Raw genomic sequence first — 24,876 nt, 5'->3', positions numbered from 1 at the left:
CTCAGCGCGGCACCCGGGTGAGGCCGCGGATCCGCACCCGCCAGGAATGCGCCGCGGTCAACGCGAACACCGCACCGCAGGCCAGGGCGAAAAGCCAGACGAGTCGCCCGTTTTCCAGCGGCTGCAGTCGCGGCACCAACGCGGTGAAGATGCGGATTGCGCAGGCGAGCATGCCGCTGGCCGACGCGATCAGGTACACCGTGGCGATGCGGCGCGATCGAGGGTCTCGGCGCAGCACCAGCATGGCGCGCGCGCCGTATGCCAAGAGGTAGAACAGGGTCGAGCACAACAGGACCCAATACGCGGACAGCCAGAAATCGGTCTGCAACTGGAAAAAGTCGGGATGGTAGACCGCCGCGCCGTTGCCAATCCAGAAGGTCGCCAGCAACAGCGGGATGCACAACGTCGCGGGCCGCTCGACATACTGTTTGAACGTCTCCTGCATGGCGTGGTCGTCCTGCAGACGGCCGATCGCGTTGTAGACGATGGCCGAGGCGGCGACGATGTACAGGTCGTGGCCGAGGTAGTCCTCGAGGTTCCATTTGCCCGTCAGGTCGTAAAGGACCGGGCCCAGCGTCGACGAGGCCCACGGGGACATCAACAGCACCGCGCCACCCTGCAGTGCGATGTTGAGCGTGGCCGCCACCTCCCAGCGGCACGACCAGGTCAGCCGTCGAATCCACAGGCTCCACGTGATGCACATGATCGTGATCGTGATCATGACCGTCAGTGCCATGGGGCAAACGCTTTCACATCGGGAAGTCCAGCTCCGCGCCTACAGCGGTGGTGCGTCTGGACGTGGTGACAGTTGGGACAGTTTGGGCCGGGTCGCCCGCGCCGCGGCTCGGTCGCTGCGGGAGAGCACCGCCACCGGGGCCGACTCCAGGTAGTGGTAGACCTCTTGGCGGCTCATCAGGCCGAAGCGGATCTGCAGATCGGGATAGCTCAGCGCGAATCGGTCCGCGACCAGACGCAACTCCTCGGCGTTGGGATAGTCGCTCTCCTTGATTCGTCGGTAATACGTGCTGCTCGATACCCCGAGCGCGGTGTAGATCGCCTTGGCGTCGACATCGCCGTCGAGCAGATAGTCCAGCAGGGCCTTGAGTTGCCGGCCGTTCTCATCGGTGCGGGGCACCCACCCACAATAAACGGCATTCCCGTTGCTGACATGGGTTACCGGGGCACGAGTAGCCGGCAAAAATTTGACATACCTGTCAAACATTTGGCACGACCCTCCCATTATTGGGACAGAAGGCTTACGGTTGGTGACATGTCCGCAACGTCGGTGGTCCACCGCTCAGCCCGGCCGGCCCAACGCATCGCCGCCGCCGCAGCGGCGGCCGGGTGGCTGACCGACCAGGTGTTCCCCGGCCGCCCGCGCAGCCGCGACATGCACAAGCTCGCGAGCCGACTCGATCCCGTGCTGAGCGCCGAGGTGACTGCTCCGGGAGTGGCCGGCGGCGCGGCGCTGGAGGTGATGTTGACGGCCGCGCTGGGGCGCGCGTTGGCTCGCACCGTCGGCACCGGGACCCTGTCGGTACACGTCGACGGTGAGCAGGCCGAGGGCAGCATCGGTCGGTTGGACTGCACCCTGGAACCCCCCTTGACCACGGCTGCGCTGCTGTCGGCGTATGCGCCATCGGTGTTGGCCGACGGTGCCCAGAGCCCCGAGGCGTGGGTGTCCTACCGGTCGGTCGTGGCCGGCACCAGCGCGCCGGAGGGTTACTTGCTGGCACTGCACGCCCGCCGCGGAGCCGACGTGATCTACCTGGACTGGTGGTATGACAGCCGCAGCTTCGAGCGCCACACGGTCGAGGAGTTCGACGACCAGTTGCCGCTGGCGCTGATCGAGGTCACGTCGAACTGAGGGCACGGTCTAGAATCGGATCAACGGCACCGATCCGGCCATCACCGGGGAGCCTTCGGAAGAACCGCCGGCACGCCCGGCACAGTAGAACCGAACGGGCACGGCCCGTCACAGCCGAGCAGAGTTGAGCGGCGTGCCATCGGCACGCAAGCGGGGTGGTACCGCGGCGTTTGCGCACCAGCGCGACCGTCGTCCCCGTGCCGAAGACGCAGGCACAGGAGACGACACGCAGTGGCCGAGAGTGCGAGCCCCAACGCTTATCCCAAGTTCGCTACCGGCACCCCCAACTTTCCGGAGTTGGAGACCGAGGTGCTCGGGTACTGGGACGCCGACGACACGTTCCGGGCCTCCATCGCCCGTCGCGAGGGCGCGCCGGAGTATGTGTTCTACGACGGCCCGCCATTTGCCAACGGACTGCCCCACTACGGGCACCTGCTGACGGGCTACGTCAAGGACATCGTCCCGCGCTACCGCACCATGCGCGGCTACAAGGTGGAACGCCGGTTCGGCTGGGACACCCATGGCCTGCCCGCCGAACTCGAGGTACAGCGACAGCTGGGCATCACCGACAAGGCCCAGATCGAGGAGATGGGCATCGAGAAGTTCAACGATGCCTGCCGCGACTCGGTGCTCAAGTACACCGACGAGTGGCGCGAATACGTCACCCGCCAGGCCCGCTGGGTGGACTTCGACAACGACTACAAGACGCTGGACCCGACCTTCATGGAGTCGGTGCTGTGGGCATTCAAGCAGTTGTGGGACAAGGGTCTGGCCTATGAGGGATTCCGTGTCCTGCCGTACTGCTGGAACGACGAGACCCCGCTTTCCAGCCACGAACTCCGCATGGACGACGACGTGTACCAGAGTCGGCAGGACCCGGCGATCACCGTGGGCTTCCGGGTGGCCGAGGGGCCCTTGGCAGGCGCGCACCTGTTGATCTGGACCACCACGCCGTGGACCCTGCCGTCCAACCAGGCCGTGGCCGTCCACCCTGAGGTGGACTACGTGGAGGTGGCCGGCCCCGACGGCAACCGCTACCTGTTGGCCCGGGCGCGGTTGGCCGCCTACGCCCGCGAGTTGGGCGAGGAACCGCAACTCCTCGCCGCTCACACGGGGGCGGACCTGATCGGCCTGCGCTATCTGCCCCCGTTCCCGTACTTTGTCGACACCGACAAGGCGCACAATGCTTTTCAGGTACTTCGCGGGGACTATGTCACCACCGCGGACGGCACCGGCATCGTCCACCTGGCCCCGGCGTACGGCGAGGACGACAAGGCCGCCACCGACACCGTGGGCATCGTCCCGGCCATCCCGGTGGACTCCAAGGGCCGCTTCGACGCGACCGTTCCGGACTATCAGGGCATGCAGGTCTTCGATGCCAACCCGCAGATCATCCGGGACCTGAAGGACGGCACGGGATCCGCCGCGGTCAACGGGCCGGTGCTGCTGCGGCACGAGACCTATGAACACTCGTATCCGCACTGCTGGCGGTGCCGCAATCCGCTGATCTACCGTGCGGTGTCCTCGTGGTTCGTGAAGGTGACCGAGTTCCGCGACCGCATGGTCGAACTCAACCAGCAGATCACCTGGTACCCGGAACACGTCAAGGACGGTCAGTTCGGCAAGTGGTTGCAGGGCGCCCGGGACTGGTCGATTTCCCGAAACCGCTACTGGGGCACCCCGATTCCGGTGTGGACCTCGGATGACCCGGAGTATCCCCGGATCGATGTCTACGGCAGTCTCGACGAACTCGAACGCGATTTCGGGGTGCGGCCGGACAATCTGCACCGGCCCTACATCGACGAGTTGACCCGGCCCAACCCCGACGATCCGACCGGCCGCTCGACCATGCGCCGGATCGAGGATGTCTTCGACGTCTGGTTCGACTCGGGGTCCATGCCGTACGCCCAGGTGCACTACCCGTTCGAGAACCGCAGCTGGTTCGACGGGGGCGACGGCGAAGAGCCGCATTTCCCAGGCGATTTCATCGTCGAATACATCGGCCAGACGCGCGGCTGGTTCTACACCCTGCATGTGCTGGCGACCGCGCTGTTCGACAAGCCGGCGTTCAAGACGTGTGTCAGTCACGGCATCGTGCTGGGCAACGACGGCCAGAAGATGAGCAAATCGCTGCGCAACTACCCGGATGTCACCGAGGTGTTCGACCGCGACGGTTCCGATGCCATGCGGTGGTTCCTGATGGCCTCGCCGATCCTGCGCGGCGGCAACCTGGTGGTCACCGAACAGGGGATCCGCGAGGGCGTGCGACAGGTGTTGCTGCCGCTGTCCAACGCCTACAGCTTCCTGGCGCTGTACGCACCGAAGATCGGCCAGTGGCGCACCGATTCGCCGCATGTGCTCGACCGCTACATCCTGGCCAAACTGGCCGTGCTGCGCGACGACCTCACGGTGGCCCTGGACGGCTGCGACATCTCCGGGGCGTGCGACCAGTTGCGCTCGTTCACCGAGGCGCTGACGAATTGGTATGTGCGGCGCTCCCGCAACCGGTTCTGGGACGAGGACCGCGATGCGATCGACACCTTGCACACCGTGCTCGAGGTGACTGCGCGGTTGGCGGCGCCGCTGCTGCCGTTGGCCACCGAGCGAATCTGGCGCGGGCTGACCGGCGAGCGTTCGGTCCATCTGACCGATTGGCCCGAGGCCAACCTGCCCACGGACGCGGCGCTGGTGGCGGCCATGGACCAGGTGCGCGACGTCTGCTCGTTGGGCTCGTCGCTGCGCAAGGCGAAGATGCTGCGGGTGCGGCTACCGTTGCCGAAACTGACTGTTGCGGTGGCGGATCCCGACCAGCTGCGTCCGTTCGTCGACCTGATCGCCGACGAGTTGAACGTCAAGGCCGTGGAACTGACCGACGACATCGCCACTTACGGCCGCTTCGAATTGACCGTCAATGCCCGGGTAGCGGGTCCGCGCATCGGCAAGGACGTGCAGGCCGCGATCAAGGCGGTCAAGTCCGGCGCCGGAGTGGTCAATGCCGACGGCACCCTGACCGCGGGACCGGCCACGCTGCTACCCGCGGAGTACAGCTCCAAACTGGTTGCGGCCGAACCGGATTCCACTGCGGCGCTGCCCGAGGGCGCCGGGCTGGTGGTGCTCGACGCCGCGGTGACGCCCGAGCTGGAGGCCGAGGGCTGGGCCAAGGACCGGATCCGGGAACTGCAGGACCTGCGCAAGTCGACCGGACTCGAGGTGTCCGACCGCATTGCGGTGACAATCGCGGTGCCGCCCGACAGCCCCGCGCAGGAGCAGTGGCTGCGCACCCACCGCGACCTGATCGCGGGGGAGGTCTTGGCCACCAGTTTCGAGGTGGTGACTCAGGACCACCTGTCCGGGGGCACCGAGATCGGCGACGGGGTGCGGGTGTCGGTTGTGAAGGTCTGACACCGCCACGTCATGGCCCGGCCACCCTGGCCGACTGGCCGGCGCTGGCCACCGTGTCGCCGACCCTGAGCTGCCTTCCGCGGCGCTGCTCAACCTCACCGTTGACGGTGACCCGGCCGTCGGCGATCACCGATTTCGCGTCGGCCCCGCTGTCGATCAGGCCCGCCAGTTTGAGGAACTGGCCCAGCCGAATGGTGTCATCGCGGATGGACACCTCGTGTACCTCCTGGCTCATGGAGGACAGGCTAGCCGCGGAATGGTCGCGTGGGACGCGCCTGCAGGTCCAGCGCCCGACTGCCCCGTCGGTAGAACACCCAGCCGACGGTCACCAACAGCGCCCCGAACACCAGAAATCCGATGTCCCACACCGGCGGGGCGCCCAGATCGTCGCGCACGTGATGGATCTGGAGCAGGTGATGGTCGACCAGTCCCTCTAGGAGGTTGAAGATTCCCCAACCCATCAGCAACAGACCGGATTGAAACGACCAGTTCGGTGCGATCCGGCCCTGCCGCCAGGCCACGATGGTCAGGGTGGTGCCCGCCCAGACCAGCAGCCAGGTTCCGACGTGGAAGAAGCCGTCTGCAAGCACGTTGACCTCGAGTCCGGCGAGCGTGTCCACCGGATAGTCCGCCACGTGACTGACCATGTGGTGCCATTGGAGAATCTCGTGCAGGACGATGCCGTCGATGAAGCCGCCCAGGCCGAGGCCGAGCAGAAGCGTCGGCGCGATGCTGGGCTTCTTTCCCGCGGTGGGGTGGTCGCGGTGGGTGGAAACGGCCATGCCGGCCGGGATACCCGGGCCGCTGCTGGTGGAAACCGATCGGTACACCCGCCGAAATTGCGCGTCGGCGACGCTTTGTGTGAATTAGTGAATGGCAGATTTGGCCCTAAATAAATTGTCTCAAGCGCCATCCGACCCCGCCCTGCGAGCGTGTCGTACGTCACAATTCTGCGCGTTGATATAGTTCGCAAGGTTGCGGCACGGTCCGGTTTTCGGTGTGCCAATTTACTTGAAAGGTTTTGATCGTCTGGTCGATAGCGTCCATATTGCAATGAAGACTAAGACTGAGGTAGCGCGTGAGTAAGTCAGAGATGATGCAGTTCAGCATTCCGACGGTCCTACTGTTGCTGATACTTTTTTACGGCGGAACTTTTGGGATCTCCGTCCGGATCGGGAAAAAGCGAGAAAATGCCGATGGTTATATGACCGCCGGCAACAATCTTGGCTTTGGCATTTCAGCGGCCAGTATGACCGCGACCTGGATTTGGGCGGCATCAATGTATGCCTCCGCCACTTCCGGATACACCTACGGCATCTCCGGGCCCATCCACTACGGGCTGTGGGGCGCGTTGATGATCCTTTTCATCTACCCGTTCGGTCGGCGGATACGGGCGGTGGCGCCCAAAGCGCACACCCTCGCCGAAGTGATGTTCGCCCGCCACGGCCGCTCCAGTCAGCTCATGCTGGCAGGCTCAAACGTGGTCGGGTCGATCATCAGCTTGATGTCGAACTTCCTCGCCGGTGGCGTCCTCATCGCCCTGTTGTCGCCGTTGAACTTCATTCAGGGTGTATTCACCGTGGCGTTGGGCGTGCTGCTGTATTCGCTGTGGTCGGGGTTCCGGGCGTCCGTGCTCACCGACTTCGTCCAGGTGGTGGCCATGCTGGGCGCGGTGGTCATCATCGTCCCGGTGATCTTTATTGCGGCCGATTTTCCGGCGGCGTTTGAAGCCGGGGCCGCAAATCTCACCGCACAGCAGTCCAACTTCTTCTCCAGTGACGCGTTCCTGAATCAGGGCGCTCCCTATATTGCGGCGGTGTTGGCATATGCGATAGGGAACCAAACCATTGCGCAACGACTTTTTGCGGTCAAAGAAAGCCTGATCAAGCCGACATTCATCACGGCGACGGTCGGTTACGGTGCCACCGTAATCGGCATCGGCATGCTCGGCGTCCTCGCGCTGTATCTCGGCATCGAACCCCTCGATGGCGATGTCAACAACATAATTCCGCAGATGGCTTCGAATTATCTGCCGACGATACTGTTGGTGTTGTTCTTCATCATGGTGATCGCGGCGCTGTCGTCGACGGCGGACTCCGATCTCGCCGCACTGTCGTCGATCGCGATGGCTGACGGCTATGGCCAGAACATCGCCGGCAAAAAGGAGGCGAACCCTCGGACCATGCTGCTGATCGGTCGGCTGACCATGGTCTTGGCGACCGCGTTGGCGATCTCGTTCGCAAGTTTGCAACTGAGCATTCTCGACCTGCTGGTTTTCGTGGGTGCGCTGTGGGGTGCTCTGGTCTTCCCGGTGATTGCGAGCTTCTACTGGAAGAAGGTCACCAACAGGGCGTTCACCACCTCGGTACTGGTGGCGTTGGCATGCTTCCTGCCAGTGCGTTTCGGGTGGATTCCGCTCGACGGTGGTGTGGGCTACGTCGTAGATGTCCTCAACGTCGTCGGTATCGGCATCGTTCTCGGGTTGATGGTGTTCGGATTCTTCGGGCTCCGCCCGGCCGTGACCGTAGGTGTCATCGCGATGGTGACTTCGGCACCGTTCGTCATCGGATTCCTGCACAACTACGCCACCCTCAGTGGCTCGTTGGTTGCCTACGCGGTAAGCGCCGTGGTGTGTTTCGCCATGTCGGTGCGATCGAAGATGAACTTCGACTTCGCCGTCATCAAACAACGGACGGGTGACTTCGATACGGAAGCAGCGGACCGGCAGACGGACGGAAGCGATGAGCAGTTCGTGTCGGTCTCAACGGCGAGAGGAAACCAGTGATGAGCACGATTGCGTTGACGGTGTATGTGTTGGTGTGGCCGGTGATTGTCGCCGTTGTGCTGGGCGTGTTGGTGACCGGTTTCAGCAAGGAGTGGTTGGAGGCTCGCCGCTCCGGCGAAGACCTGATCTGATCACCGGGTCCGACGACGAACCCGGGGCGACCTAGCATCGGTGCGTGGATCGGTCGGCCCGCTGGGTGTTGCACCTCGACATGGATGCGTTCTTCGCCTCCGTCGAGCAGCTGACCCGACCGACGCTGCGCGGCCGCCCGGTGCTGGTCGGCGGCCTCGGCGGGCGTGGGGTGGTGGCCGGGGCGAGCTACGAGGCCAGGGTCTTCGGCGCCCACTCGGCGATGCCGATGCATCAGGCCCGCCGCCGGGTGGGCGCGGCGGCGGTGGTGTTGCCGCCCCGTGGCTCGGTGTACGGCGTGGCCAGCAGGCGAGTGTTCGACACCGTGCGCGCGGTGGTGCCGGTGCTGGAACAGCTTTCGTTCGACGAGGCCTTCGCCGAGCCCGACGGCCTGGTCGGCGCGGGGGCCGACGAGGCCGCCCGGTTCTGCGAGGCGCTGCGGCGCCGCGTGCGTGCGGAGACCGGCCTGGTGGCCTCGGTGGGGGCCGGCTCGGGCAAACAGGTCGCCAAGATCGCCTCCGGGCTGGCCAAACCCGACGGGGTGCGGGTGGTACACCGCGACGAGGAGCGCGTCCTGCTGGACGGCCTGCCGGTGCGCAAGCTGTGGGGGATCGGGCCGGTCGCCGAGGAGAAGCTGCACCGCCTGGGCATCGAGACGGTCGGCGAACTCGCTGCCCTGGACCCCGCCGAGGTGGCCAGCATCCTGGGCGCCACGATCGGGCCGGCGCTGCACCGGTTGGCGCAGGGGATCGACGACCGTCCGGTGGCCGAGCGTGCCGAGGCCAAGCAGATCAGCGCCGAATCGACGTTCGCGGCCGACCTCACCACGCTGGAACAGCTGCGGGAGGCCACCGGACCGATCGCCGAACACGCGCACCGTCGGCTGCTGCGCGACGGCCGGGGAGCCCGCACGATCACGGTGAAGCTCAAGAAGTCCGACATGAGCACCCTGACCCGCTCGGCCACGCTGCCGTATGCGACCACCGAGGTGGCGACGTTGACCGCCACCGCCCGGCGGCTGCTGCTGGACCCCGTCGAGGTGGGTCCGATTCGCCTGCTGGGGGTGGGCTTTTCGGGCCTGTCCGATGTGCGTCAGGAGTCGTTGTTCCCCGAGTTGGAACAGCAGGAGGTCGAACTCGGCGCCACCGCCCAGCCGGTCGCCATGCCCGAACCCGACGCCGGCGGGTGGCGGATCGGGGATGACGTCGCCCACCCCGAACTGGGCCACGGTTGGCTGCAGGGCGCCGGACACGGCGTGATGACGGTTCGGTTTGAAACCCGTTGCAGCGGAGTGGGTCCGGCCCGGACCTTCCCGATCGACAGCCCCGATATCGTGCGGGCCAATCCCCTCGACAGCCTGGACTGGGAGGACTACTTTCGCGCAATGGCCGACGACCAGGACACGCCGTAGCCGCTCAACCCAGGCCGAAGAGCCGTGCCAGCCGCGCGTCGGAGTCGTACAACGCCGCGGTGTCGAAGGTGGACGCGGAGCTGATGACCTCGTCGGCCCCGGTGGTGTCGATCAACTCCTCGACGCTTTCGGCGACCTGATCTTCGGTGCCGACGATTGCCGTCCGCCTCGCCTCGACCACCACGCGGCGACGGCGTTCGGACATCGGTTGCCGACGAATCGCCTCGACGCTGGAAAGCGGTGGGAATGACCCTGTCTCACGGCTGACCGCCATTGCCCAGGCCTCCGGCAACAGCAGCTCGGCGGCTTCGGTCTCGGTGTCGGCGACCAGGATGTCGAGGCTCACCGCCAGATAGGGCTCAGCGTCGTCGGTGGCCGGCTGGAAGTCGGCCCGGTATCGCTGGAACGGTTCGGTCCCGCGCCACAGCAGCGGGCCGCCGGCCACGACGGGCAGGCCCAGCCGGGCGGCGAGTTGCAGACCGTGGCCGGTGCCCAGGACGAAGATCGGCGGCGGTGGCCAGACCTGTGGACGGATGGTCACCGCAGTCTCGCCGCGCAGGTATCCACGCAGTTCGGCGACGTCGGCGGCGAATTCGTCGACGTCGGCGTGCTCGGTGCGTAGGGCCGCGCGGATCGGGGCGGTGAATCCGAGAGAGCGGCCGACACCGAGATCGATGCGACCCGGGTGCAGGGCTTCGAGCATCGCGAACTGCTCGGCGACGACGATGGGCTGGTGATTCGGCAGCATCACCCCGCCGGATCCGACCCTGATGCGGTTCGTCCGGCCGGCGATCGCCTGGATCAGGACGGCCGGGGCACCGCACGCGACGCCCGGCACGGCGTGATGTTCGGCGACCCAGAAGCGGTGGTATCCGACGGCTTCGGCGCGTTCGGCCCGGTCCAGGGTCTGCCGAAGCGTGGCCGCGTCGGGGGCACCGTCGCGGGTGCGCGACCGATCCAGCAAAGACAAGGCAATCTGCATGTGCGCTCAGCCCCAGCGGGCCAGCACGTCGGCGACGGGGGCACCGGCCGCCAGCGCCGCCATCATCAGCACCCGCGCCTGGGGCGGACGCAGCCGGGGGACCACCACCGCACCGGCCGCCACCAGCGCCGCGCCCGGGCCGTAACCCGGGCTGACGGAACCACCGGCCACCCGGGTGGACACCGCCACCGTGACACCGTCGCGGCAGTGTCGCCGGACCCCGTCGATCATCGCGGTGCCGGCGTTGCCCGAACCCAGCGCCTCCAGCACGATCGCTCGCGCGCCGGCCGCGACACATCCGTCCAGCGCCGCGGTGTCGGCGCCCGGGTAGTCGGCGACGATGTCGACCCGGGGTGCCGCGGCCGCGGTCAAAGACCCCAGGTAAGGACGCTGCGCAGTCGTCTTGTCCAGTCGTGCGACATCGGTTCCGAGGAACCCGGCCCAACCCGGGCCGGCCGCCTTGTACAACCCCAACGGCGCCAACACCTGCCCGGCAAAGCTGATGAGCACGCCCTGCCCGCGCGCCTGCGGCCGGGCCGCGAGGTCGAGCGCCGCCCGCAGGTTGTCCGGGCCGTCGGCCTCGGGCGAATCGGCGCTTTGCATCGCACCGGTGAACACGATCGGCGTCGCCGCGCGGTAGGTCAGTTCACACCACAGCGCGGTCTCCTCGAGGGTGTCGGTGCCGTGCGTCACGACGACACCGGTGGCGCCGTCATTCACGGCCAGGTCGATCCCCGCGCGGATGACGTCCCAGTCCGCGGGCACCAATGCGGAGCTGTCCAGCGCCATCAGCTCGGTGATCGCCACCGCCGAAGGTGCCTCGATACCCGACAGCAACTGTGCGCCGGTGCGCTGTGGGCGCTTGATCCCCTCGGCATCGGCGCTGGTCGCGATGGTTCCGCCGGTGGTGAGGACGCTCAGATGCGACATGGGTCGATCATGCCCCAGCGGTGGGGTGTCCGGTGTCCGCAACTTTCTAGGGGATGATAGGGGGCGTGATTGACGAAACGGCCGGTTCAGCGGAACCGGCGGCCGCTGACATCGTCGGCGCCAACGAGGCCGCCGACGCCGACGTCGCCCCGGCGGCCGAGGCTGCGGCGGCGCCCAGGGGCCGTCTCCGGCTGCTGCTCGCGGTGGCCGCCGTGATTCTGCTGCTCGACGTCGTCACCAAGGTGCTCGCGGTCAGACTGCTGACCCCCGGCCAACCGGTGTCGATCATCGGCGACACCGTGACCTGGACGCTGGTGCGCAACTCCGGCGCGGCGTTCTCGATGGCCACCGGTTACACCTGGGTGCTGACCTTGGTTGCGACCGGCGTGGTGATCGGCATCGTGTGGATGGGCCGCCGACTGGTGTCCCCCTGGTGGGCGGTGGGGCTCGGTCTGATCCTGGGCGGCGCGCTGGGCAACCTCGTCGACCGGTTCTTCCGGTCGCCGGGCCCGCTGCGGGGCCATGTCGTCGACTTCCTCTCGATCGGCTGGTGGCCGGTGTTCAATGTCGCCGATCCGGCCGTGGTCGGTGGCGCGATCCTGTTGGTGGCGCTGTCGTTGTTCGGTTTCGACTTCGACACCAATGGACGGCGCAAGAACGACACCGCGCAGTGACGACCGATCGGTCGATGCCGGTCCCGGAGGGACTGGCCGGAATGCGGGTCGACGCCGGGTTGGCCCGGCTGCTGGGGTTGTCGCGTACCGCCGCCGCGGCGTTGGCCGAGGAGGGCGGGGTGGCACTCGACGGCGCCCCGGCCGGAAAATCGGACCGACTGGCCGCCGGAGCGTGGCTCGAGGTCACGTTGCCCGCGGCGCCCGCGCCGGTGGAGAACACCCCCGAGCACATCGAGGGCATGACGATCCTGTACTCCGACGACGACATCGTCGCCGTGGACAAACCGCCGGGCGTTGCCGCCCATGCCACCGTCGGCTGGCACGGTCCCACCGTGCTCGGTGGTCTGGCGGCGGCGGGATTCCGGATCAGCACCTCCGGTATCCACGAGCGTCAGGGCATCGTGCAGCGCCTCGACGTCGGCACCTCCGGCGTGATGGTGGTGGCGCTCTCGGAGCGCGCCTACACCCTGCTCAAGCGCGCCTTCAAGCAACGCACCGTCGACAAGCGGTATCACGCGCTGGTGCAGGGCCATCCGGATCCGTCCAGCGGCACCATCGACGCACCGATCGGCCGACACCGGGGCCATGACTGGAAATTCGCGGTCACCGAGAACGGTCGGGACAGCGTCACCCATTACGACACGGTGGAGGCCTTCGTCGCGGCCAGCCTGCTCGATGTGCATCTGGAAACCGGCCGCACGCATCAGATCCGGGTGCACTTCGCGGCCCTGCACCATCCCTGCTGCGGCGACCTCACCTACGGTGCGGACCCGACACTGGCCAAACGGCTTGGGCTGCAACGCCAGTGGTTGCACGCCAGGTCGCTGGCCTTTGCGCATCCCGCCGACGGCCGCCGGATTGAGATCACCAGCCCGTATCCGGCCGATCTGCAGCACGCCCTGGACGTACTCCGCGACCACGAGTGAATCCGTTCAAGCGCGGCGCCGGCTCCAGCGGACTGCTCTTCGGGGTCGGCGCCTACGGTGCCTGGGGATTGTTTCCCGGGTTCTTCCCGCTGCTGAAACCGGCGGGGGCCGCCGAGATCCTGGCGCACCGCATCGTCTGGATGGCGCTGCTGATGGTGATCGTCGTCGCCGCGCTGCGTCGCCTCGGCGATCTGCGGCGGATGACCGGTCGGGTATGGCTGCTGCTGGCCGCGGCCTCCGGGTTGATCGCGGCGAACTGGGTGATCTACATCTACGCGGTGAACAACGGGCACGTTGTCGACGCGGCCCTGGGATACTTCATCAACCCGCTGGTCAGCGTCGCCCTGGGGGTGCTGATCTTTCGGGAATCGCTGAACCGCGCGCAGCTGTTCGCGTTGCTGGTCGCGGTGCTCGCGGTTCTCATCCTCGCGGTGGAACTCGGGGCCCCGCCCTGGATTTCGCTGGGACTGGCGTTGTCCTTCGCGTTCTACGGGCTGGTGAAGAAGGTGGTGCCGACGGATCCGCGGGTCAGCGTCGGCGTCGAGGCCGCGCTGGCGTCCCCGTTCGCGCTGGTCTACATCCTGGTGGGGGTCGCGGCCGGCCAGCAGGCATTCCTGTCCAACGGCCCCTGGCATACCGTGTCGATGATCGCCTCCGGACCGGTGACGGCGATCCCGTTGCTGCTGTTCGCCGTCGCCGCGCGGCGGCTGCCGATGGTCAGCCTCGGGCTGCTGATGTACCTGACACCGGTGATGCAACTGAGCTGGGGCGTATTCATCGGCAACGAGCCGATGCCGCCGGCACGCTGGCTCGGGTTCATGCTGATCTGGCTTGCCTTGGCGGTTTTCACCGGCGACGCGATCTACCGGAATCGGCGCCCACCGGCGGTGCTGAACCCGTAACCGCGTCCGCCGGCCCGGCGCGTGGGGCAAGATGCTCAGAGCAAGCTACGGGGAGGATGACGACGTTGACGGATCTCACGGGCCGCGATGGGCCGCGACGTCGGCATTGGTGGATCGCGGGCATGACGGCCCTGCTCGGGTTCATGTTGGTGGTGCCGATGGCGGTGGCGTTGCTGCAGCCGGAACCCGAGGCCCCGTCGCAGGCCACCCACCCGAGTAGCACCGCGGCCGCACCGGCGCCGTCGATCAAACCGCTGGTGGTGCGCCCGGTGCTCAGCGCCCAAGGCACCACCCCCGAGCAGTGCCCGGCGGTACCGGAGGGACCGATGACCGGCAGCCAGCAGCTGTGCGATCTCGCCGAGACGGGGTTGTACACCCTGGGGCCCGAGTCCCTGGAACTGCAGCTCACACAAGCCGATTCGCTGCTGTCGCCGATCACCCGCGGTCACTTCGTCCAGGTTTTGCTGACCGAGCAGTCCGCGCGCACCTTCGGTGATTTCACCGCCGGCCAGGTGGGCAAGCAGGTCGCGTTCATCCGGGGCGGCCGGGTGATCTCGGCGCCGGCGATCAGCGAACGCATCGACGGCACCGCGCTGCAACTGTCCGGCGAACTCAGCGCCGAGCAGTCCGAGGAGATCGCCCGCCTGCTCCGCGACGAGGCCTGACCCGCGGGCCCTATTTGCCCGGCAGCAGCACCGGCTTGATGATCTCGCCGGCAAGCGCGCGCTGCTCGACGGTGTTGATCTCCGACAGGTCGAAAGTCTCGATCAGTCGGTCGAACGGGAACCGTCCGGCCTGCCACAGCGCGATGAGGGTGGGGATGAAGTTCTGCGGGACGGCATCGCCCTCGAGAATGCCCATCAGGGAACGGCCCACGGTCAACGCCATCGGGTCGATCACCAGATCGCCCTGCTGGACACCGACCAGGCCCAGCACGCCCCGTTGGGTCAAGGCGTTGAGCGCGGCGGCGATGACGGCGGGCAGCCCGGTGGTGTCGAGGCCAAAGGGCAGTCCGGCCGGCGCGATCTCCGCGATTTGCTCGGTCAGATCCCCGCCACCGGCGACGATGGTGTGGGTGGCGCCGAGTTCGCGGGCGAGTTCGAGCCGTTCGGCGTTCAGGTCGACGCCGATGATCGGCCCGGCGCCCGCGACCTTGGCCGCCATGATCGCGGACAGGCCGACGGCACCGGTCCCGGTGATGACGATGCCCGCTCCGGCCGGCACCCGCAGCGCCTCGAGCACGGCGGCGGCGCCGGTCTGGATGCCACAGCCTAGCGGGCCGAGCAACTCCAGCGGCAGCGCCTTGTCGACGACGACGGCGTTGTCGACGTCGACCACGGTGTGGGTGGCGAAGGACGACTGACCGAACCACCGCCCGGAGACGGGATTTCCATCGCCGTCGGTGAGCGGGCCGGCACCGTCGACGCCGGGCCCGCCGAGGTTGCGGGCCAGGAACGTGTCGCAGTAGGCCGGATGCGCTTCGCGACAGTTGCGGCACCGCCCGCAGGAGTCGAAGCTCAGCACCACATGATCACCGACAGCCACCGAATCGACTGCGGCGCCGATGGCGTCGACGACGCCGGCGCCCTCATGGCCCAAGACGATGGGCGGCGTGCCCAGACCCATTGCGGCCCGCGGCACAACGTCGGTGTGGCAGTGCCCGGCGCCGACGATGCGGACCAGGATCTGTTGCGGTCCCGGTTCGGCGAGTTCGAGTTCCTCGATGGTGTAAGGGGATTGTTCGCCGCGCAGGACGGCTGCGGTGATCTTCATCGGGTGTCGGTCCTTTACGACTCGGTGCCGTTGGCGGGCAGGTACATCGACTTGATCTGTTGGTAGGAGGCGAGTCCTTCGGGGCCGAGTTCGCGGCCCAGTCCGCTGGCCTTCACACCGCCGAACGGGGCGCCGAAGTCCAGGGCGTAGTTGTTGACGCCGATGCTTCCGGTGCGTACCCGCCGCGCCACGTCGAGGCCGCGTTCCTGGTCGCCGGTCCAGACGCTGCCGCCGAGGCCGAAGTCGGAATCATTGGCGATCGCGATGGCCTCGTCGACGTCGGTGTAGGGGATGACTGCCAGCACCGGTCCGAAGATTTCTTCCTGGGCGATGGTGTGGGAGTTTTCGACGTTGTCGAAGATGGTCGGCTCGACGAACCAGCCGGAACCGGCGTCGGCGGGTTGGCCGCCGCCGGTGGTGATCCGGGCGCCGTCGGCGACGCCGCGTTTGATGTAGTTCTGCACGCGTTCCTGTTGGCGGGCGGTGGCCAGCGGGCCGATCTGGGTGTGCGGGTCCAGGGCGTTGCCCACAGCCAGCGAGCGCGCGAAATCGGTGAGCAGGTCCACGGTTTCGCTGTAGCGCTGCCGCGGTGCCAGTACCCGTGTGCCGAGGTAGCAGGTTTGGCCGTTGTTCATCAGGGTCGCGGCGAAGAACTCCTGCAGCAGCGAGGGCAGGTCGGCGTCATCGAGGATGATGGACGCCGACTTGCCGCCCAACTCCAGGGTGACGGGGCGGATGAGCCGGCCGCAGACCTCGCCGATGGCGCGGCCGGCCGCGGTGGACCCGGTGAAGGCGACCTTGTCCACGTGCGGGTGGGCCACCAGGTAGGCGCCGGCTTCGCGGCCGCCGGGCACGATGTTGATCACGCCGGCGGGGATGTCGGAGTCGGCGATGGCCTCGGCGAGCAGGTGGGAATCCAGGACGGTTTCCGGTGACGGCTTGATGACCACGGTGTTGCCGGCGGCCAGCAGTGGGGCGAGCTTGAAGAAGGTCAGGGTCTGCGGGAAGTTCCACGGCACGATCGCGGCGACCACGCCGATGGGTTCGCGGCGCACCACGGTGGTGCCGCCGCCGAGGCCGGCGCGACGTTCCTCGATCGGCTGGTTGAGGGCCAACTCGGCGTAGTAGCGCAGCAACATCGCCGGAACGACGGCTTCGGTGACCGAGGCGATCGAGATCGGCATGCCGTTTTGGGTGCTGACCGCTTGGGCGGTGGCCTCGCCGCGCTTGTCGAGCGCATCGGCGAGCGACAGGATGGCCTGGGCGCGGGCTTCGGGTCGGCGGGTGGCCCAGTCGGTGGAGTCGAAGGCGCGTCGGGCGGCGCTGACCGCGGCGTCGACATCGGCCTGGCCGGCCTGCGGGACGGTGGCCACCGGCACGCCGGTGCTGGCGTCGATGACATCGATGCGTTGCGGGTCCGACGGGGTGCTCCAGGCACCGTCGATCCAGAAGCCGCTGCGTTCGGTGAAAGTCATTGATTACTCCTGGTGACTGGTTGGTGGGTGTCGACGGTGGCCGCGAACTCGAGGACGGTGCGGGCCACCAGGTCGGGATCGTCGAACATCGGGACGTGACCGACATCGGGCAGGGTGATGAATTCGGCCTGCGGGACCAGCTTCGGGAACCGGAGCCCGTAGGGCTGGTAGGGGATCAGGCCGTCTTTTTCGCAGGAGGCGATGGTCACCGGGCAGTCGATGCTGCCGAGGCCGTGGTTGGTGGTGAGGATCGGCTCCATCAACTCGAAATATAGGTCGCAGCGCAGGTTGTCGCGGACAAACGCGGCCGCCTCCACGATCGAGATGCGGTCGCTGTGCGCCATCGCGGCGCTGAGCAGCAGGTGTCTGATCCGGTGCGAGCGCAGTACGACTTCGGCGTACGGGGCCACCGTGGCGAATACCTTGCGGGCCACCTGCAACTTGAGCCGCAGCGGTAGCAGGTGCCGCCCCTCGGGTTCCCAGCCCAGCGCCGGGGCCAGCGCGGTCACCGACAGCGCGCGCCCGCGCGCGGCCAGTTCGAGGGCGAGCCAGCCGCCCAGCGAGTTGCCGACCAGGTGGGCCCGCGTGATCCCGGCGCGGTCGAGGTCCCGCTCGAGCTGATCGGCCAGCGCGGTCACGGACACCGGGACGTCCTCGGGCAGCTGCGGCCCGCGGGCATGCCCGGCCAGCCGGGCGACGTACACGCGGTGGTGCTGTTCGAGCGTGGGGACGATCGGTACCCAGTGGCGCCAGCTGCCGCTGAATCCGTGGATCAAGACCATCGGGGACGCGTCAGGCCCGGAAGTGTTCACGGACTTCTCCTGTTCAAGTTCGCCGATCCGAAGCTAATTGACATATCGTCAACTATAACGAACACTATGTCACATCGTTAGTTGGATCACAACAAGAACGGACGGGTCATGAGCACGCAGACCGCGCGGAGCAACGCCACACTTCCCGACGAAACCCGCATCGTCATCGTCGGCGCCGGCATGGCCGGCCTCGGGGCGGCGTTTCGGCTGCTCGAGGCGGGTATCAACGACTTCGTCGTGCTAGAACGCGCGGATCGGGTCGGGGGGACCTGGCGGGACAACGACTATCCCGGCTGCGCGGTGGACGTGGCCTCGGCCTACTACTCCTACTCGTTCGCGCCCAAGCACGACTGGTCGCACAACTTCGCCCGGCAGGGCGAGTTGCAGGCCTATCTGGAAGAACTCGCCACCACGCCGGCGGTCGCCGAACGGCTGTACTACGGACGCGGTATGGCGGCCGCGCGGTGGGATGACGAGCGCGGGCGTTGGCTCGTGGAGACCTCCGACGGCACGATCTCGGCGCAGTTCCTGGTGCCGGCGGTGGGCATCCTCAACCGGGTGTCCACGCCCGAGATCGCGGGCCTGGACACGTTCGCGGGCAAGGTGTTTCACACCACCGACTGGGATCACGACTACGACCTGCGGTGCCGGCGCGTCGCCGTGGTCGGCACCGGATCGACGGCGTCGCAGGTGATTCCGGCGATCGCGCCCGAGGTCGGGCACCTGACGGTCTTCCAGCGGTCGGCGGGCTGGGTGCTGCCGCGCGTCGACTGGCGGGTCTCGCGCCTGGAGAAGCTGTTGATGAAGCACGTTCCGGGCCTGTTGCGGGCGCGTCGTTGGCGGCAGCGTTGGACCCGCGAACTGCTGTTCCCGGCGTTGCTCAATCCCGGCCGCGACCTGGCGGTCATCGAGTCGGCGCTGCGCCTGTTCCTGCGCATGCAGGTGCCCGATGCGAAGATCAGGGCGAAGCTGACCCCGCAGGATCGGTTCGGTTGCAAGCGACCGATCCTGTCCAGCGACTACCTGCGCACGTTCATGCGCGCGAACGTGGAACTGGTCACCGACCCGATCAGCGAGGTCCGCCCGCACGCCGTCGTCACCGCCGACGGTCGGGAGCACCCGGTGGACGCGCTGGTGCTGGCCACCGGCTTCAAGCCCTACGAGTGGGTGGACGCCGCCCGCGTGGTCGGACGCGAGGGCAAGACGCTCGACCACGACTGGCGCGAACACGGCGCCCGGTCCTATCTCGGCGGGGCCGTGCACGGATTCCCGAACCTGTTCTATGTCGTCGGGCCCAATACCGCGGTGTTCACCTCGATCCTGTTCGTCATCGAGCAGGTCATCGACCACTTCGTCAACACCGTCCAGGAGATGGATCGGCACGGACTGGCCGTGATCGAGGCCCGCGCCGATGCGCAGGACGAATTCGGTGCCGAGATGACGGATCGGCTCGACGGGACCGTCTGGACCAGTGGCTGCACCAGTTGGCTGCTGCACGAGACGAAATACAACCCCACCCTGTGGCCGGGCAACACCAGCGAAATCGCCGGGCGGCTGCGGCATTTCGATGCGCTCGCCTATGACGTGACCACCGCCGAGGGGTCGGCGAGCGAGCTGCCGCGGGCCCCGCAGTTCCTCTGATCTGTCCGCCCCACCACGAGGAGTCCTGGTGCACAGTCCCGCGCATATTCTCACCCACGCAGCCGAAAAGTTCGGCGACAAACCGGCTTTGATCACCGCCGAGCGCACGCTGTCCTATCGCGAGCTCGAGGAGGCGGCCAACGGCGTCGCGCACGGTCTGCTCGAGCGCGGCGTGCGACCCGGTCAGACGGTGTCGCTGTACTCGACGAACCGCTGGGAGTGGATCGTCACCTATCACGGCGCGCTGAAGGCCGGCGCCGTGGTGAATCCGGTCAACGTGATGCTCACCCGCGACGAACTCGCCTACGTCCTGCGGGACTGCGCGGCGACGGCGGTGTTCGCCGGTGGCGAGCAGGCGGAGTGGATTCGCGACCTGGCGCGCGACCTGCCCGGCATCCGCGCGGTCGTCGCGTTCGGTGCGGCGCCGGCCGGAACCACACCGTTCGAGGCCCTGCTGACGCCGCACCCCGACCGACCCGACGTCGCGATGCCCGGGCCTACCGACCCGAGCACCATCGGGTACACCTCGGGCACCACCGGGCACCCCAAGGGCGCGATCCAGAGCCACCGGGCGGTGCTGACCAACTGCGCACTGACCGCGACGATGCACGGCCGCAGCGCTGCGGACATCGTCGTCACCGCGCTGCCGGCCCCGCACGTCTACGGCAACGTCGCGATCAACAGCACGTTCCTCACCGGCGGCACCGTGGTGCTGATGCAGCGGTTCGAACCCGCGGCCGCGTTGCGACTGATCGAGCAACATCGCGCCACGATGTTCGAGGGCGTGCCGGCCATGTACGCGATGATGCTCGCCGACCCCGCGCTCACCGGGACCGATCTCACCTCGCTGACCCGTTGCACCGTGGGCGGGCAGACCTTTCCGGTCGCCACCCTCGAGAAGTGGGAGGCGGTTTCGGGGGTCCGTCTGATCGAACTGTGGGGGATGACCGAGATCGCCGGCCTCGGCCTCACCCACGCCGTCCATGCGCCGGCCGTGCCGGGATCGGTCGGCGTCGCGCTGCCCGGAGTGCAGGTCCGCATCGCGGACCTCGAGAACAGCGCCGTCGACGCGCCCGCCGGGGAACCCGGTGAGCTGATGGTGCGCGGGCCGGTCGTGATGCTCGGATACCACGACAACCCGGCGGCGACCGCCGAGACCATCGAGCCCGACGGTTGGTTACACACCGGCGACATCGCGACCATGGCCGACACCGGACACGTCTTCATCGTGGATCGGCGCAAGGACATGATCATCTCCGGCGGCTACAACATCTATCCGGCCGAGATCGAACGGGTGCTGTCCGCACACCCCGGGGTGGCCCTGGTGGCCGCCGGACCCGTCCCCGATCCGGTCAAGGGTGAGCTGCCCTGCGCGTACGTCGTGCGGGCCCCGGGCAGCACGGTCACCGAGGCGGAACTCGCCGATTTCGCCGGCACCCGGCTGGCCGCCTACAAGCGGCCCCGGCTGTTCAGTTTCGTCGACGCGCTGCCCACCACGTCGTCGGGCAAGGTGATGCGGCGCGCGTTGCGCGACCTCCGCGCGGACACGCAGTCCGACACGCCCGAGCGCGTCGGGGATACGTCCTAGACTGACGGGCCTATGGGCACTTCGGATGGCTTCGTTCACCTGCACAACCACACCGAGTACTCGATGCTGGACGGCGCCGCCAAGATCAAGCCGATGCTGGCCGAGGCGCAACGGCTCGGGATGACCGCGATCGGCATGACCGACCACGGCAACATGTTCGGCGCGAGCCAGTTCTACAACGAGGCCAAATCCGCCGGGATCACGCCGATCATCGGCGTCGAGGCCTACATCGCCCCGGCCTCCCGGTTCGACACCCGCCGCATCACCTGGGGCGACCCGAGCCAGAAGTCCGACGACGTCTCGGCCAGCGGTGCGTATCTGCACATGACGATGGTCGCGGAGAACGCCCGGGGGCTGCGCAACCTGTTCAAGCTGTCCTCGCTGGCCTCCTTCGAGGGGCAGCTCGGCAAGTGGCCGCGGATGGATGCCGAGATCATTGCCGAGCACGCCGAGGGCATCATCGCCACCACCGGGTGCCCGTCCGGGGAGGTGCAGACCCGGCTGCGGCTCGGGCACAACCAGGAGGCCCTGGAGGCCGCCGCCAAGTGGCGCGAGATCTTCGGACCGGACAACTTCTTCCTGGAGTTGATGGACCACGGCCTGTCCATCGAGCGCCGGGTCCGCGACGGACTGCTCGAGATCGGCCGCAAGCTCGACATCCGGCCGCTGGCGACCAACGACTGCCACTACGTCACCAAGGATGCCGCGCGCAACCACGAAGCGCTGCTGTGCATCCAGACCGGCAAAACCCTGTCGGACCCCAACCGGTTCAAGTTCGACGGTGACGGTTACTACCTGAAGTCGGCCGCCGAGATGCGGCAGATCTGGGATTCCGAGGTGCCCGAGGCCTGCGATTCGACCCTGCTGATCGCCGAACGGGTCACCCCGTACGACGAGGTGTGGACGCCGGTGGACCGGATGCCGATCTTCCCGGTCCCCGAGGGCCACGATCAGGGGTCCTGGCTGCGCCATGAGGTGCACGCGGGTCTGCGCCGCCGCTTCCCGGCCGGGGTGGCCCAGGAGTACACCGACCGCGCCGAGTTCGAGATCGACGTGATCTGCGGCAAGGGCTTCCCGTCGTACTTCCTGATCGTCGCGGACCTGATCAACTACGCGCGTTCCATCGACATCCGGGTCGGTCCCGGTCGCGGATCGGCCGCCGGTTCGTTGGTGGCCTATGCGCTGGGCATCACCAACATCGACCCGATCCCGCACGGTCTGCTGTTCGAACGGTTCCTCAACCCCGAGCGGCCGTCGGCTCCCGACATCGACATCGACTTCGACGACCGTCGCCGCGGCGAGATGGTGCGCTACGCCGCCGACAAATGGGGCAGCGACCGCGTCGCCCAGGTCATCACGTTCGGCACCATCAAAACCAAAGCCGCGCTCAAGGATTCGGCTCGCGTCAACTACGGCCAGCCGGGCTACGCGATCGCCGACCGGATCACCAAGGCGCTGCCACCGCCGATCATGGCCAAGGACATCCCGCTGTCCGGGATCACCGATCCGACCCATGAGCGGTACAAGGAAGCCGCCGAGGTGCGGAGCCTGATCGACACCGACCCCGATGTGCGCACCATCTACGAAACCGCGCGGGGCCTCGAGGGGCTGGTGCGCAACGCCGGCGTGCACGCCTGCGCGGTGATCATGAGCTCCGAGCCGCTGATCGACGCGATCCCGCTGTGGAAGCGGCCGCAGGACGGCGCCATCATCACGGGCTGGGATTATCCGTCCTGTGAGGACATCGGCCTACTGAAGATGGACTTCCTGGGCCTGCGGAACCTGACGATCATCGGCGACGCCCTGGAGAACATCAAGGCCAACCGCGGCATCGACCTGGACCTGGAGACGCTGCCGTTCGACGACGCCGCGACCTACGAATTGCTTTCCCGCGGTGACACTCTCGGCGTCTTCCAGCTCGACGGTGGGCCGATGCGCGACCTGCTTCGGCGCATGCAGCCCACCGAGTTCAACGACATCGTGGCCGTGCTGGCGTTGTACCGCCCAGGCCCGATGGGCATGAATGCCCACAACGACTACGCCGACCGCAAGAACAGTCGCCAGCAGGTCAAACCCATCCACCCCGAACTCGAAGATCCGCTGCGCGAGATCCTGTCCGAGACCTACGGCCTGATCGTCTACCAAGAGCAGATCATGCTGATCGCGCAGAAGGTCGCCTCCTACTCCATGGGTAAGGCCGATGCGCTCCGCAAGGCCATGGGTAAGAAGAAGCTCGAGGTGCTCGAGGCCGAGTACAAGGGCTTTCTCGAGGGCATGACCGCCAACGGGTTCTCCGCGAAGGCCGTCAAGGCGTTGTGGGACACCATTCTTCCGTTCGCCGGCTACGCGTTCAACAAGTCGCACGCCGCCGGCTACGGCCTGGTTTCCTACTGGACGGCCTACCTCAAGGCCAACTACCCCTCGGAGTACATGGCGGGCCTGCTGACCTCGGTGGGTGACGACAAGGACAAGGCGGCGGTCTATCTGGCCGACTGCCGGCGGCTCGGCATCACGGTGCTGCCGCCGGATGTCAACGAATCGAGTCTGCACTTCACCTCGGTCGGCACCGACATCCGATTCGGGCTCGGCGCGGTGCGCAACGTCGGCGCCAACGTCGTGTCGTCCTTGATCGAAACCCGCAAGCAGAAGGGGAATTTCACCGACTTCTCGGACTACCTGAACAAGATCGAGGTGTCGGTCTGCAACAAGAAGGTGACGGAGTCGCTGATCAAGGCAGGTGCCTTCGACTCGCTCAAGCATGCCCGCAAGGGGTTGTTCCTGATCCACACCGACGCAGTCGATTCCGTGCTGGGCACCAAGAAGGCCGAGGCCATGGGCCAGTTCGACCTGTTCGGCGGGGACGGAGACGGCACCGACGGAAGCGACCCGGTGTTCACCATCAAGGTCCCCGACGAGGAGTGGGACGACAAGCACAAGCTGGCGCTGGAACGCGAGATGCTGGGCCTCTACGTCTCGGGGCATCCGCTCGACGGAATCGCCCACCTGCTGAACAGCCAGGTCGACACCCAACTCCCGGCGATCCTCGACGGTGATGTCGGCCACGACGCGTTCGTCCAGGTCGGCGGCATCCTGGCGTCGGTCAACCGGCGGGTGAACAAGAACGGATTGCCTTGGGCCTCGGCGCAACTGGAGGATCTCACCGGCGGCATCGAAGTGTTGTTCTTCCCGCAGACCTACTCGGTGTACGGCGCCGACATCGCCGACGACACCGTCGTGCTGCTCAAGGCCAAGGTCTCGGTGCGTGATGACCGGCGCGCGTTGATCGCGCACGACCTGGTGATCCCGGATTTCTCGAACGCCCAGGCCGACCGACCGCTCGCGGTCAGCCTGCCGACCCGCCAATGCACCACGGACAAGGTGTCCGCGCTCAAGCAGGTGCTGGCGCGCCACCCCGGCACGTCCCAGGTGCATCTGCGGTTGATCAGCGGGGAACGCATCACCACGCTGGAGTTGGACCAGTCGCTGCGGGTGACGCCGTCCTCGGCGCTGATGGGGGATCTGAAGGCGCTGCTGGGCCCGGGCTGCCTCGGCGGCTAGTCACGGCGGACCGGTAGGACT

At 67.3% G+C, this 24,876-nt stretch carries 21 protein-coding genes; 12 read left to right on the top strand and 9 right to left on the bottom strand.

Annotated features, from left to right (window positions below; genetic code table 11):
• Nucleotide 1: 1 nt before the first annotated feature.
• Together RCP80_RS13340 and RCP80_RS13335 are read right to left on the bottom strand one after the other, a co-directional pair.
• Nucleotides 2–736, bottom strand: coding sequence for a hypothetical protein (locus RCP80_RS13340; RefSeq protein ID WP_308478120.1), 735 nt, complete (start codon nucleotides 734–736; stop codon nucleotides 2–4).
• A 39-nt stretch (nucleotides 737–775) separates the two neighbouring features.
• Complete coding sequence (locus tag RCP80_RS13335) at nucleotides 776–1,135, bottom strand: XRE family transcriptional regulator (RefSeq protein WP_308478119.1); 360 nt, start codon at nucleotides 1,133–1,135, stop codon at nucleotides 776–778.
• 135 nt (nucleotides 1,136–1,270) lie between these two features.
• Between RCP80_RS13335 and RCP80_RS13330 the strand changes: the two genes are divergently transcribed.
• Nucleotides 1,271–1,867, top strand: a complete 597-nt coding sequence (locus RCP80_RS13330) for a hypothetical protein (RefSeq protein ID WP_308478118.1) — start codon at nucleotides 1,271–1,273, stop codon at nucleotides 1,865–1,867.
• A 231-nt stretch (nucleotides 1,868–2,098) separates the two neighbouring features.
• Nucleotides 2,099–5,269, top strand: coding sequence for an isoleucine--tRNA ligase (ileS, locus tag RCP80_RS13325; protein WP_308478117.1), 3,171 nt, complete (start codon nucleotides 2,099–2,101; stop codon nucleotides 5,267–5,269).
• Between the two features lie 10 nt (nucleotides 5,270–5,279).
• Here ileS and RCP80_RS13320 read toward each other — a convergent pair whose 3' ends face one another.
• Nucleotides 5,280–5,504 carry an RNA-binding S4 domain-containing protein gene (locus tag RCP80_RS13320; RefSeq protein ID WP_308478116.1) on the bottom strand — a complete coding sequence of 75 codons (225 nt, stop codon included), beginning with the start codon at nucleotides 5,502–5,504 and terminating at the stop codon, nucleotides 5,280–5,282.
• Nucleotides 5,505–5,514: 10 nt separating this feature from the next.
• A complete protein-coding gene (locus RCP80_RS13315) occupies nucleotides 5,515–6,051 on the bottom strand; it encodes a DUF2243 domain-containing protein (protein WP_308478115.1) in 537 nt (178 codons plus the stop codon).
• A gap of 311 nt (nucleotides 6,052–6,362) precedes the next feature.
• Between RCP80_RS13315 and RCP80_RS13310 the strand changes: the two genes are divergently transcribed.
• Genes RCP80_RS13310 through RCP80_RS13300 form a run of 3 tightly spaced genes read left to right on the top strand, consistent with a single transcriptional unit; the run spans nucleotide 6,363 to nucleotide 9,594 of the window.
• Complete coding sequence (locus tag RCP80_RS13310; protein ID WP_373693534.1) at nucleotides 6,363–8,054, top strand: sodium:solute symporter family protein; 1,692 nt, start codon at nucleotides 6,363–6,365, stop codon at nucleotides 8,052–8,054.
• Nucleotides 8,054–8,185, top strand: coding sequence for a putative transporter small subunit (locus RCP80_RS13305; protein ID WP_308478113.1), 132 nt, complete (start codon nucleotides 8,054–8,056; stop codon nucleotides 8,183–8,185). The genes RCP80_RS13310 and RCP80_RS13305 overlap by 1 nt, the downstream gene beginning before the upstream one ends.
• A 44-nt stretch (nucleotides 8,186–8,229) precedes the next feature.
• Complete coding sequence (locus RCP80_RS13300) at nucleotides 8,230–9,594, top strand: DNA polymerase IV (protein WP_308478112.1); 1,365 nt, start codon at nucleotides 8,230–8,232, stop codon at nucleotides 9,592–9,594.
• Between the two features lie 4 nt (nucleotides 9,595–9,598).
• Here RCP80_RS13300 and RCP80_RS13295 read toward each other — a convergent pair whose 3' ends face one another.
• A complete protein-coding gene (locus RCP80_RS13295) occupies nucleotides 9,599–10,570 on the bottom strand; it encodes an MsnO8 family LLM class oxidoreductase (RefSeq protein WP_308482833.1) in 972 nt (323 codons plus the stop codon).
• A 12-nt stretch (nucleotides 10,571–10,582) separates the two neighbouring features.
• Nucleotides 10,583–11,506 carry an asparaginase gene (locus RCP80_RS13290; protein ID WP_308478111.1) on the bottom strand — a complete coding sequence of 308 codons (924 nt, stop codon included), beginning with the start codon at nucleotides 11,504–11,506 and terminating at the stop codon, nucleotides 10,583–10,585.
• A gap of 65 nt (nucleotides 11,507–11,571) precedes the next feature.
• On the opposite strand from RCP80_RS13290, the gene lspA reads away from it, so the two are divergent.
• Genes lspA through RCP80_RS13270 form a run of 4 tightly spaced genes read left to right on the top strand, consistent with a single transcriptional unit; the run spans nucleotide 11,572 to nucleotide 14,673 of the window.
• Nucleotides 11,572–12,180 (top strand): signal peptidase II, encoded by a 609-nt coding sequence (lspA, locus tag RCP80_RS13285; protein ID WP_373693341.1) that lies wholly within the window; start codon nucleotides 11,572–11,574, stop codon nucleotides 12,178–12,180.
• Between the two features lie 14 nt (nucleotides 12,181–12,194).
• A complete protein-coding gene (locus RCP80_RS13280; protein ID WP_308482831.1) occupies nucleotides 12,195–13,106 on the top strand; it encodes an RluA family pseudouridine synthase in 912 nt (303 codons plus the stop codon).
• Nucleotides 13,103–14,008 carry an EamA family transporter RarD gene (rarD, locus tag RCP80_RS13275; RefSeq protein WP_308478110.1) on the top strand — a complete coding sequence of 302 codons (906 nt, stop codon included), beginning with the start codon at nucleotides 13,103–13,105 and terminating at the stop codon, nucleotides 14,006–14,008. Before RCP80_RS13280 ends, rarD begins: the two co-directional genes overlap by 4 nt.
• A 56-nt stretch (nucleotides 14,009–14,064) precedes the next feature.
• Nucleotides 14,065–14,673 carry a SecDF P1 head subdomain-containing protein gene (locus RCP80_RS13270; protein ID WP_308478109.1) on the top strand — a complete coding sequence of 203 codons (609 nt, stop codon included), beginning with the start codon at nucleotides 14,065–14,067 and terminating at the stop codon, nucleotides 14,671–14,673.
• A 10-nt stretch (nucleotides 14,674–14,683) separates the two neighbouring features.
• On the opposite strand, the gene RCP80_RS13265 is transcribed toward RCP80_RS13270, so the two are convergent.
• The 3 genes from RCP80_RS13265 to RCP80_RS13255 are packed head-to-tail and all read right to left on the bottom strand — an operon-like array spanning nucleotide 14,684 to nucleotide 18,068.
• Complete coding sequence (locus tag RCP80_RS13265; protein ID WP_308478108.1) at nucleotides 14,684–15,781, bottom strand: NAD(P)-dependent alcohol dehydrogenase; 1,098 nt, start codon at nucleotides 15,779–15,781, stop codon at nucleotides 14,684–14,686.
• 14 nt (nucleotides 15,782–15,795) lie between these two features.
• Entirely contained in the window at nucleotides 15,796–17,256 is a 1,461-nt protein-coding gene (locus RCP80_RS13260; protein WP_308478107.1) for an aldehyde dehydrogenase, read from the bottom strand.
• The gene (locus RCP80_RS13255) at nucleotides 17,253–18,068 is read right to left on the bottom strand and encodes an alpha/beta fold hydrolase (RefSeq protein WP_308478106.1); all 816 of its coding nucleotides are present in this window, start codon (nucleotides 18,066–18,068) and stop codon (nucleotides 17,253–17,255) included. The genes RCP80_RS13260 and RCP80_RS13255 overlap by 4 nt, the downstream gene beginning before the upstream one ends.
• A 108-nt stretch (nucleotides 18,069–18,176) precedes the next feature.
• On the opposite strand from RCP80_RS13255, the gene RCP80_RS13250 reads away from it, so the two are divergent.
• The 3 genes from RCP80_RS13250 to dnaE are packed head-to-tail and all read left to right on the top strand — an operon-like array spanning nucleotide 18,177 to nucleotide 24,855.
• A complete protein-coding gene (locus RCP80_RS13250; RefSeq protein ID WP_308478105.1) occupies nucleotides 18,177–19,709 on the top strand; it encodes a flavin-containing monooxygenase in 1,533 nt (510 codons plus the stop codon).
• A 28-nt stretch (nucleotides 19,710–19,737) separates the two neighbouring features.
• On the top strand, nucleotides 19,738–21,297 hold the full coding sequence (locus RCP80_RS13245) for a class I adenylate-forming enzyme family protein (protein WP_308478104.1): 1,560 nt from the start codon (nucleotides 19,738–19,740) through the stop codon (nucleotides 21,295–21,297).
• A gap of 12 nt (nucleotides 21,298–21,309) precedes the next feature.
• A complete protein-coding gene (dnaE, locus tag RCP80_RS13240) occupies nucleotides 21,310–24,855 on the top strand; it encodes a DNA polymerase III subunit alpha (protein ID WP_308478103.1) in 3,546 nt (1,181 codons plus the stop codon).
• The last annotated feature ends 21 nt before the right edge of the window (nucleotides 24,856–24,876 follow it).

The organism is Mycolicibacterium sp. MU0053 (genome assembly GCF_963378095.1).
GTDB classification, from domain to species: Bacteria; Actinomycetota; Actinomycetes; order Mycobacteriales; family Mycobacteriaceae; genus Mycobacterium; species Mycobacterium burgundiense.
The sequence above is the reverse complement of the archived record's forward strand: the minus strand, read 5'-3'. Positions and strand labels throughout refer to the sequence as shown.

What these genes read in the sequence shown, in the direction of transcription:
- RCP80_RS13280 (WP_308482831.1), top strand. Translation starts at nt 12,195, where the DNA reads ATGCCGGTCCCGGAGGGACTGGCCGGAATGCGGGTCGACGCCGGGTTG.
- RCP80_RS13290 (WP_308478111.1), bottom strand. Translation starts at nt 11,506, where the DNA reads ATGTCGCATCTGAGCGTCCTCACCACCGGCGGAACCATCGCGACCAGC.
- RCP80_RS13265 (WP_308478108.1), bottom strand. Translation starts at nt 15,781, where the DNA reads ATGAAGATCACCGCAGCCGTCCTGCGCGGCGAACAATCCCCTTACACC.
- RCP80_RS13305 (WP_308478113.1), top strand. Translation starts at nt 8,054, where the DNA reads ATGAGCACGATTGCGTTGACGGTGTATGTGTTGGTGTGGCCGGTGATT.
- RCP80_RS13315 (WP_308478115.1), bottom strand. Translation starts at nt 6,051, where the DNA reads ATGGCCGTTTCCACCCACCGCGACCACCCCACCGCGGGAAAGAAGCCC.
- RCP80_RS13340 (WP_308478120.1), bottom strand. Translation starts at nt 736, where the DNA reads ATGGCACTGACGGTCATGATCACGATCACGATCATGTGCATCACGTGG.
- RCP80_RS13320 (WP_308478116.1), bottom strand. Translation starts at nt 5,504, where the DNA reads ATGAGCCAGGAGGTACACGAGGTGTCCATCCGCGATGACACCATTCGG.
- RCP80_RS13330 (WP_308478118.1), top strand. Translation starts at nt 1,271, where the DNA reads ATGTCCGCAACGTCGGTGGTCCACCGCTCAGCCCGGCCGGCCCAACGC.
- RCP80_RS13310 (WP_373693534.1), top strand. Translation starts at nt 6,363, where the DNA reads ATGATGCAGTTCAGCATTCCGACGGTCCTACTGTTGCTGATACTTTTT.
- dnaE (WP_308478103.1), top strand. Translation starts at nt 21,310, where the DNA reads ATGGGCACTTCGGATGGCTTCGTTCACCTGCACAACCACACCGAGTAC.
- RCP80_RS13270 (WP_308478109.1), top strand. Translation starts at nt 14,065, where the DNA reads ATGACGACGTTGACGGATCTCACGGGCCGCGATGGGCCGCGACGTCGG.
- RCP80_RS13260 (WP_308478107.1), bottom strand. Translation starts at nt 17,256, where the DNA reads ATGACTTTCACCGAACGCAGCGGCTTCTGGATCGACGGTGCCTGGAGC.
- RCP80_RS13250 (WP_308478105.1), top strand. Translation starts at nt 18,177, where the DNA reads ATGAGCACGCAGACCGCGCGGAGCAACGCCACACTTCCCGACGAAACC.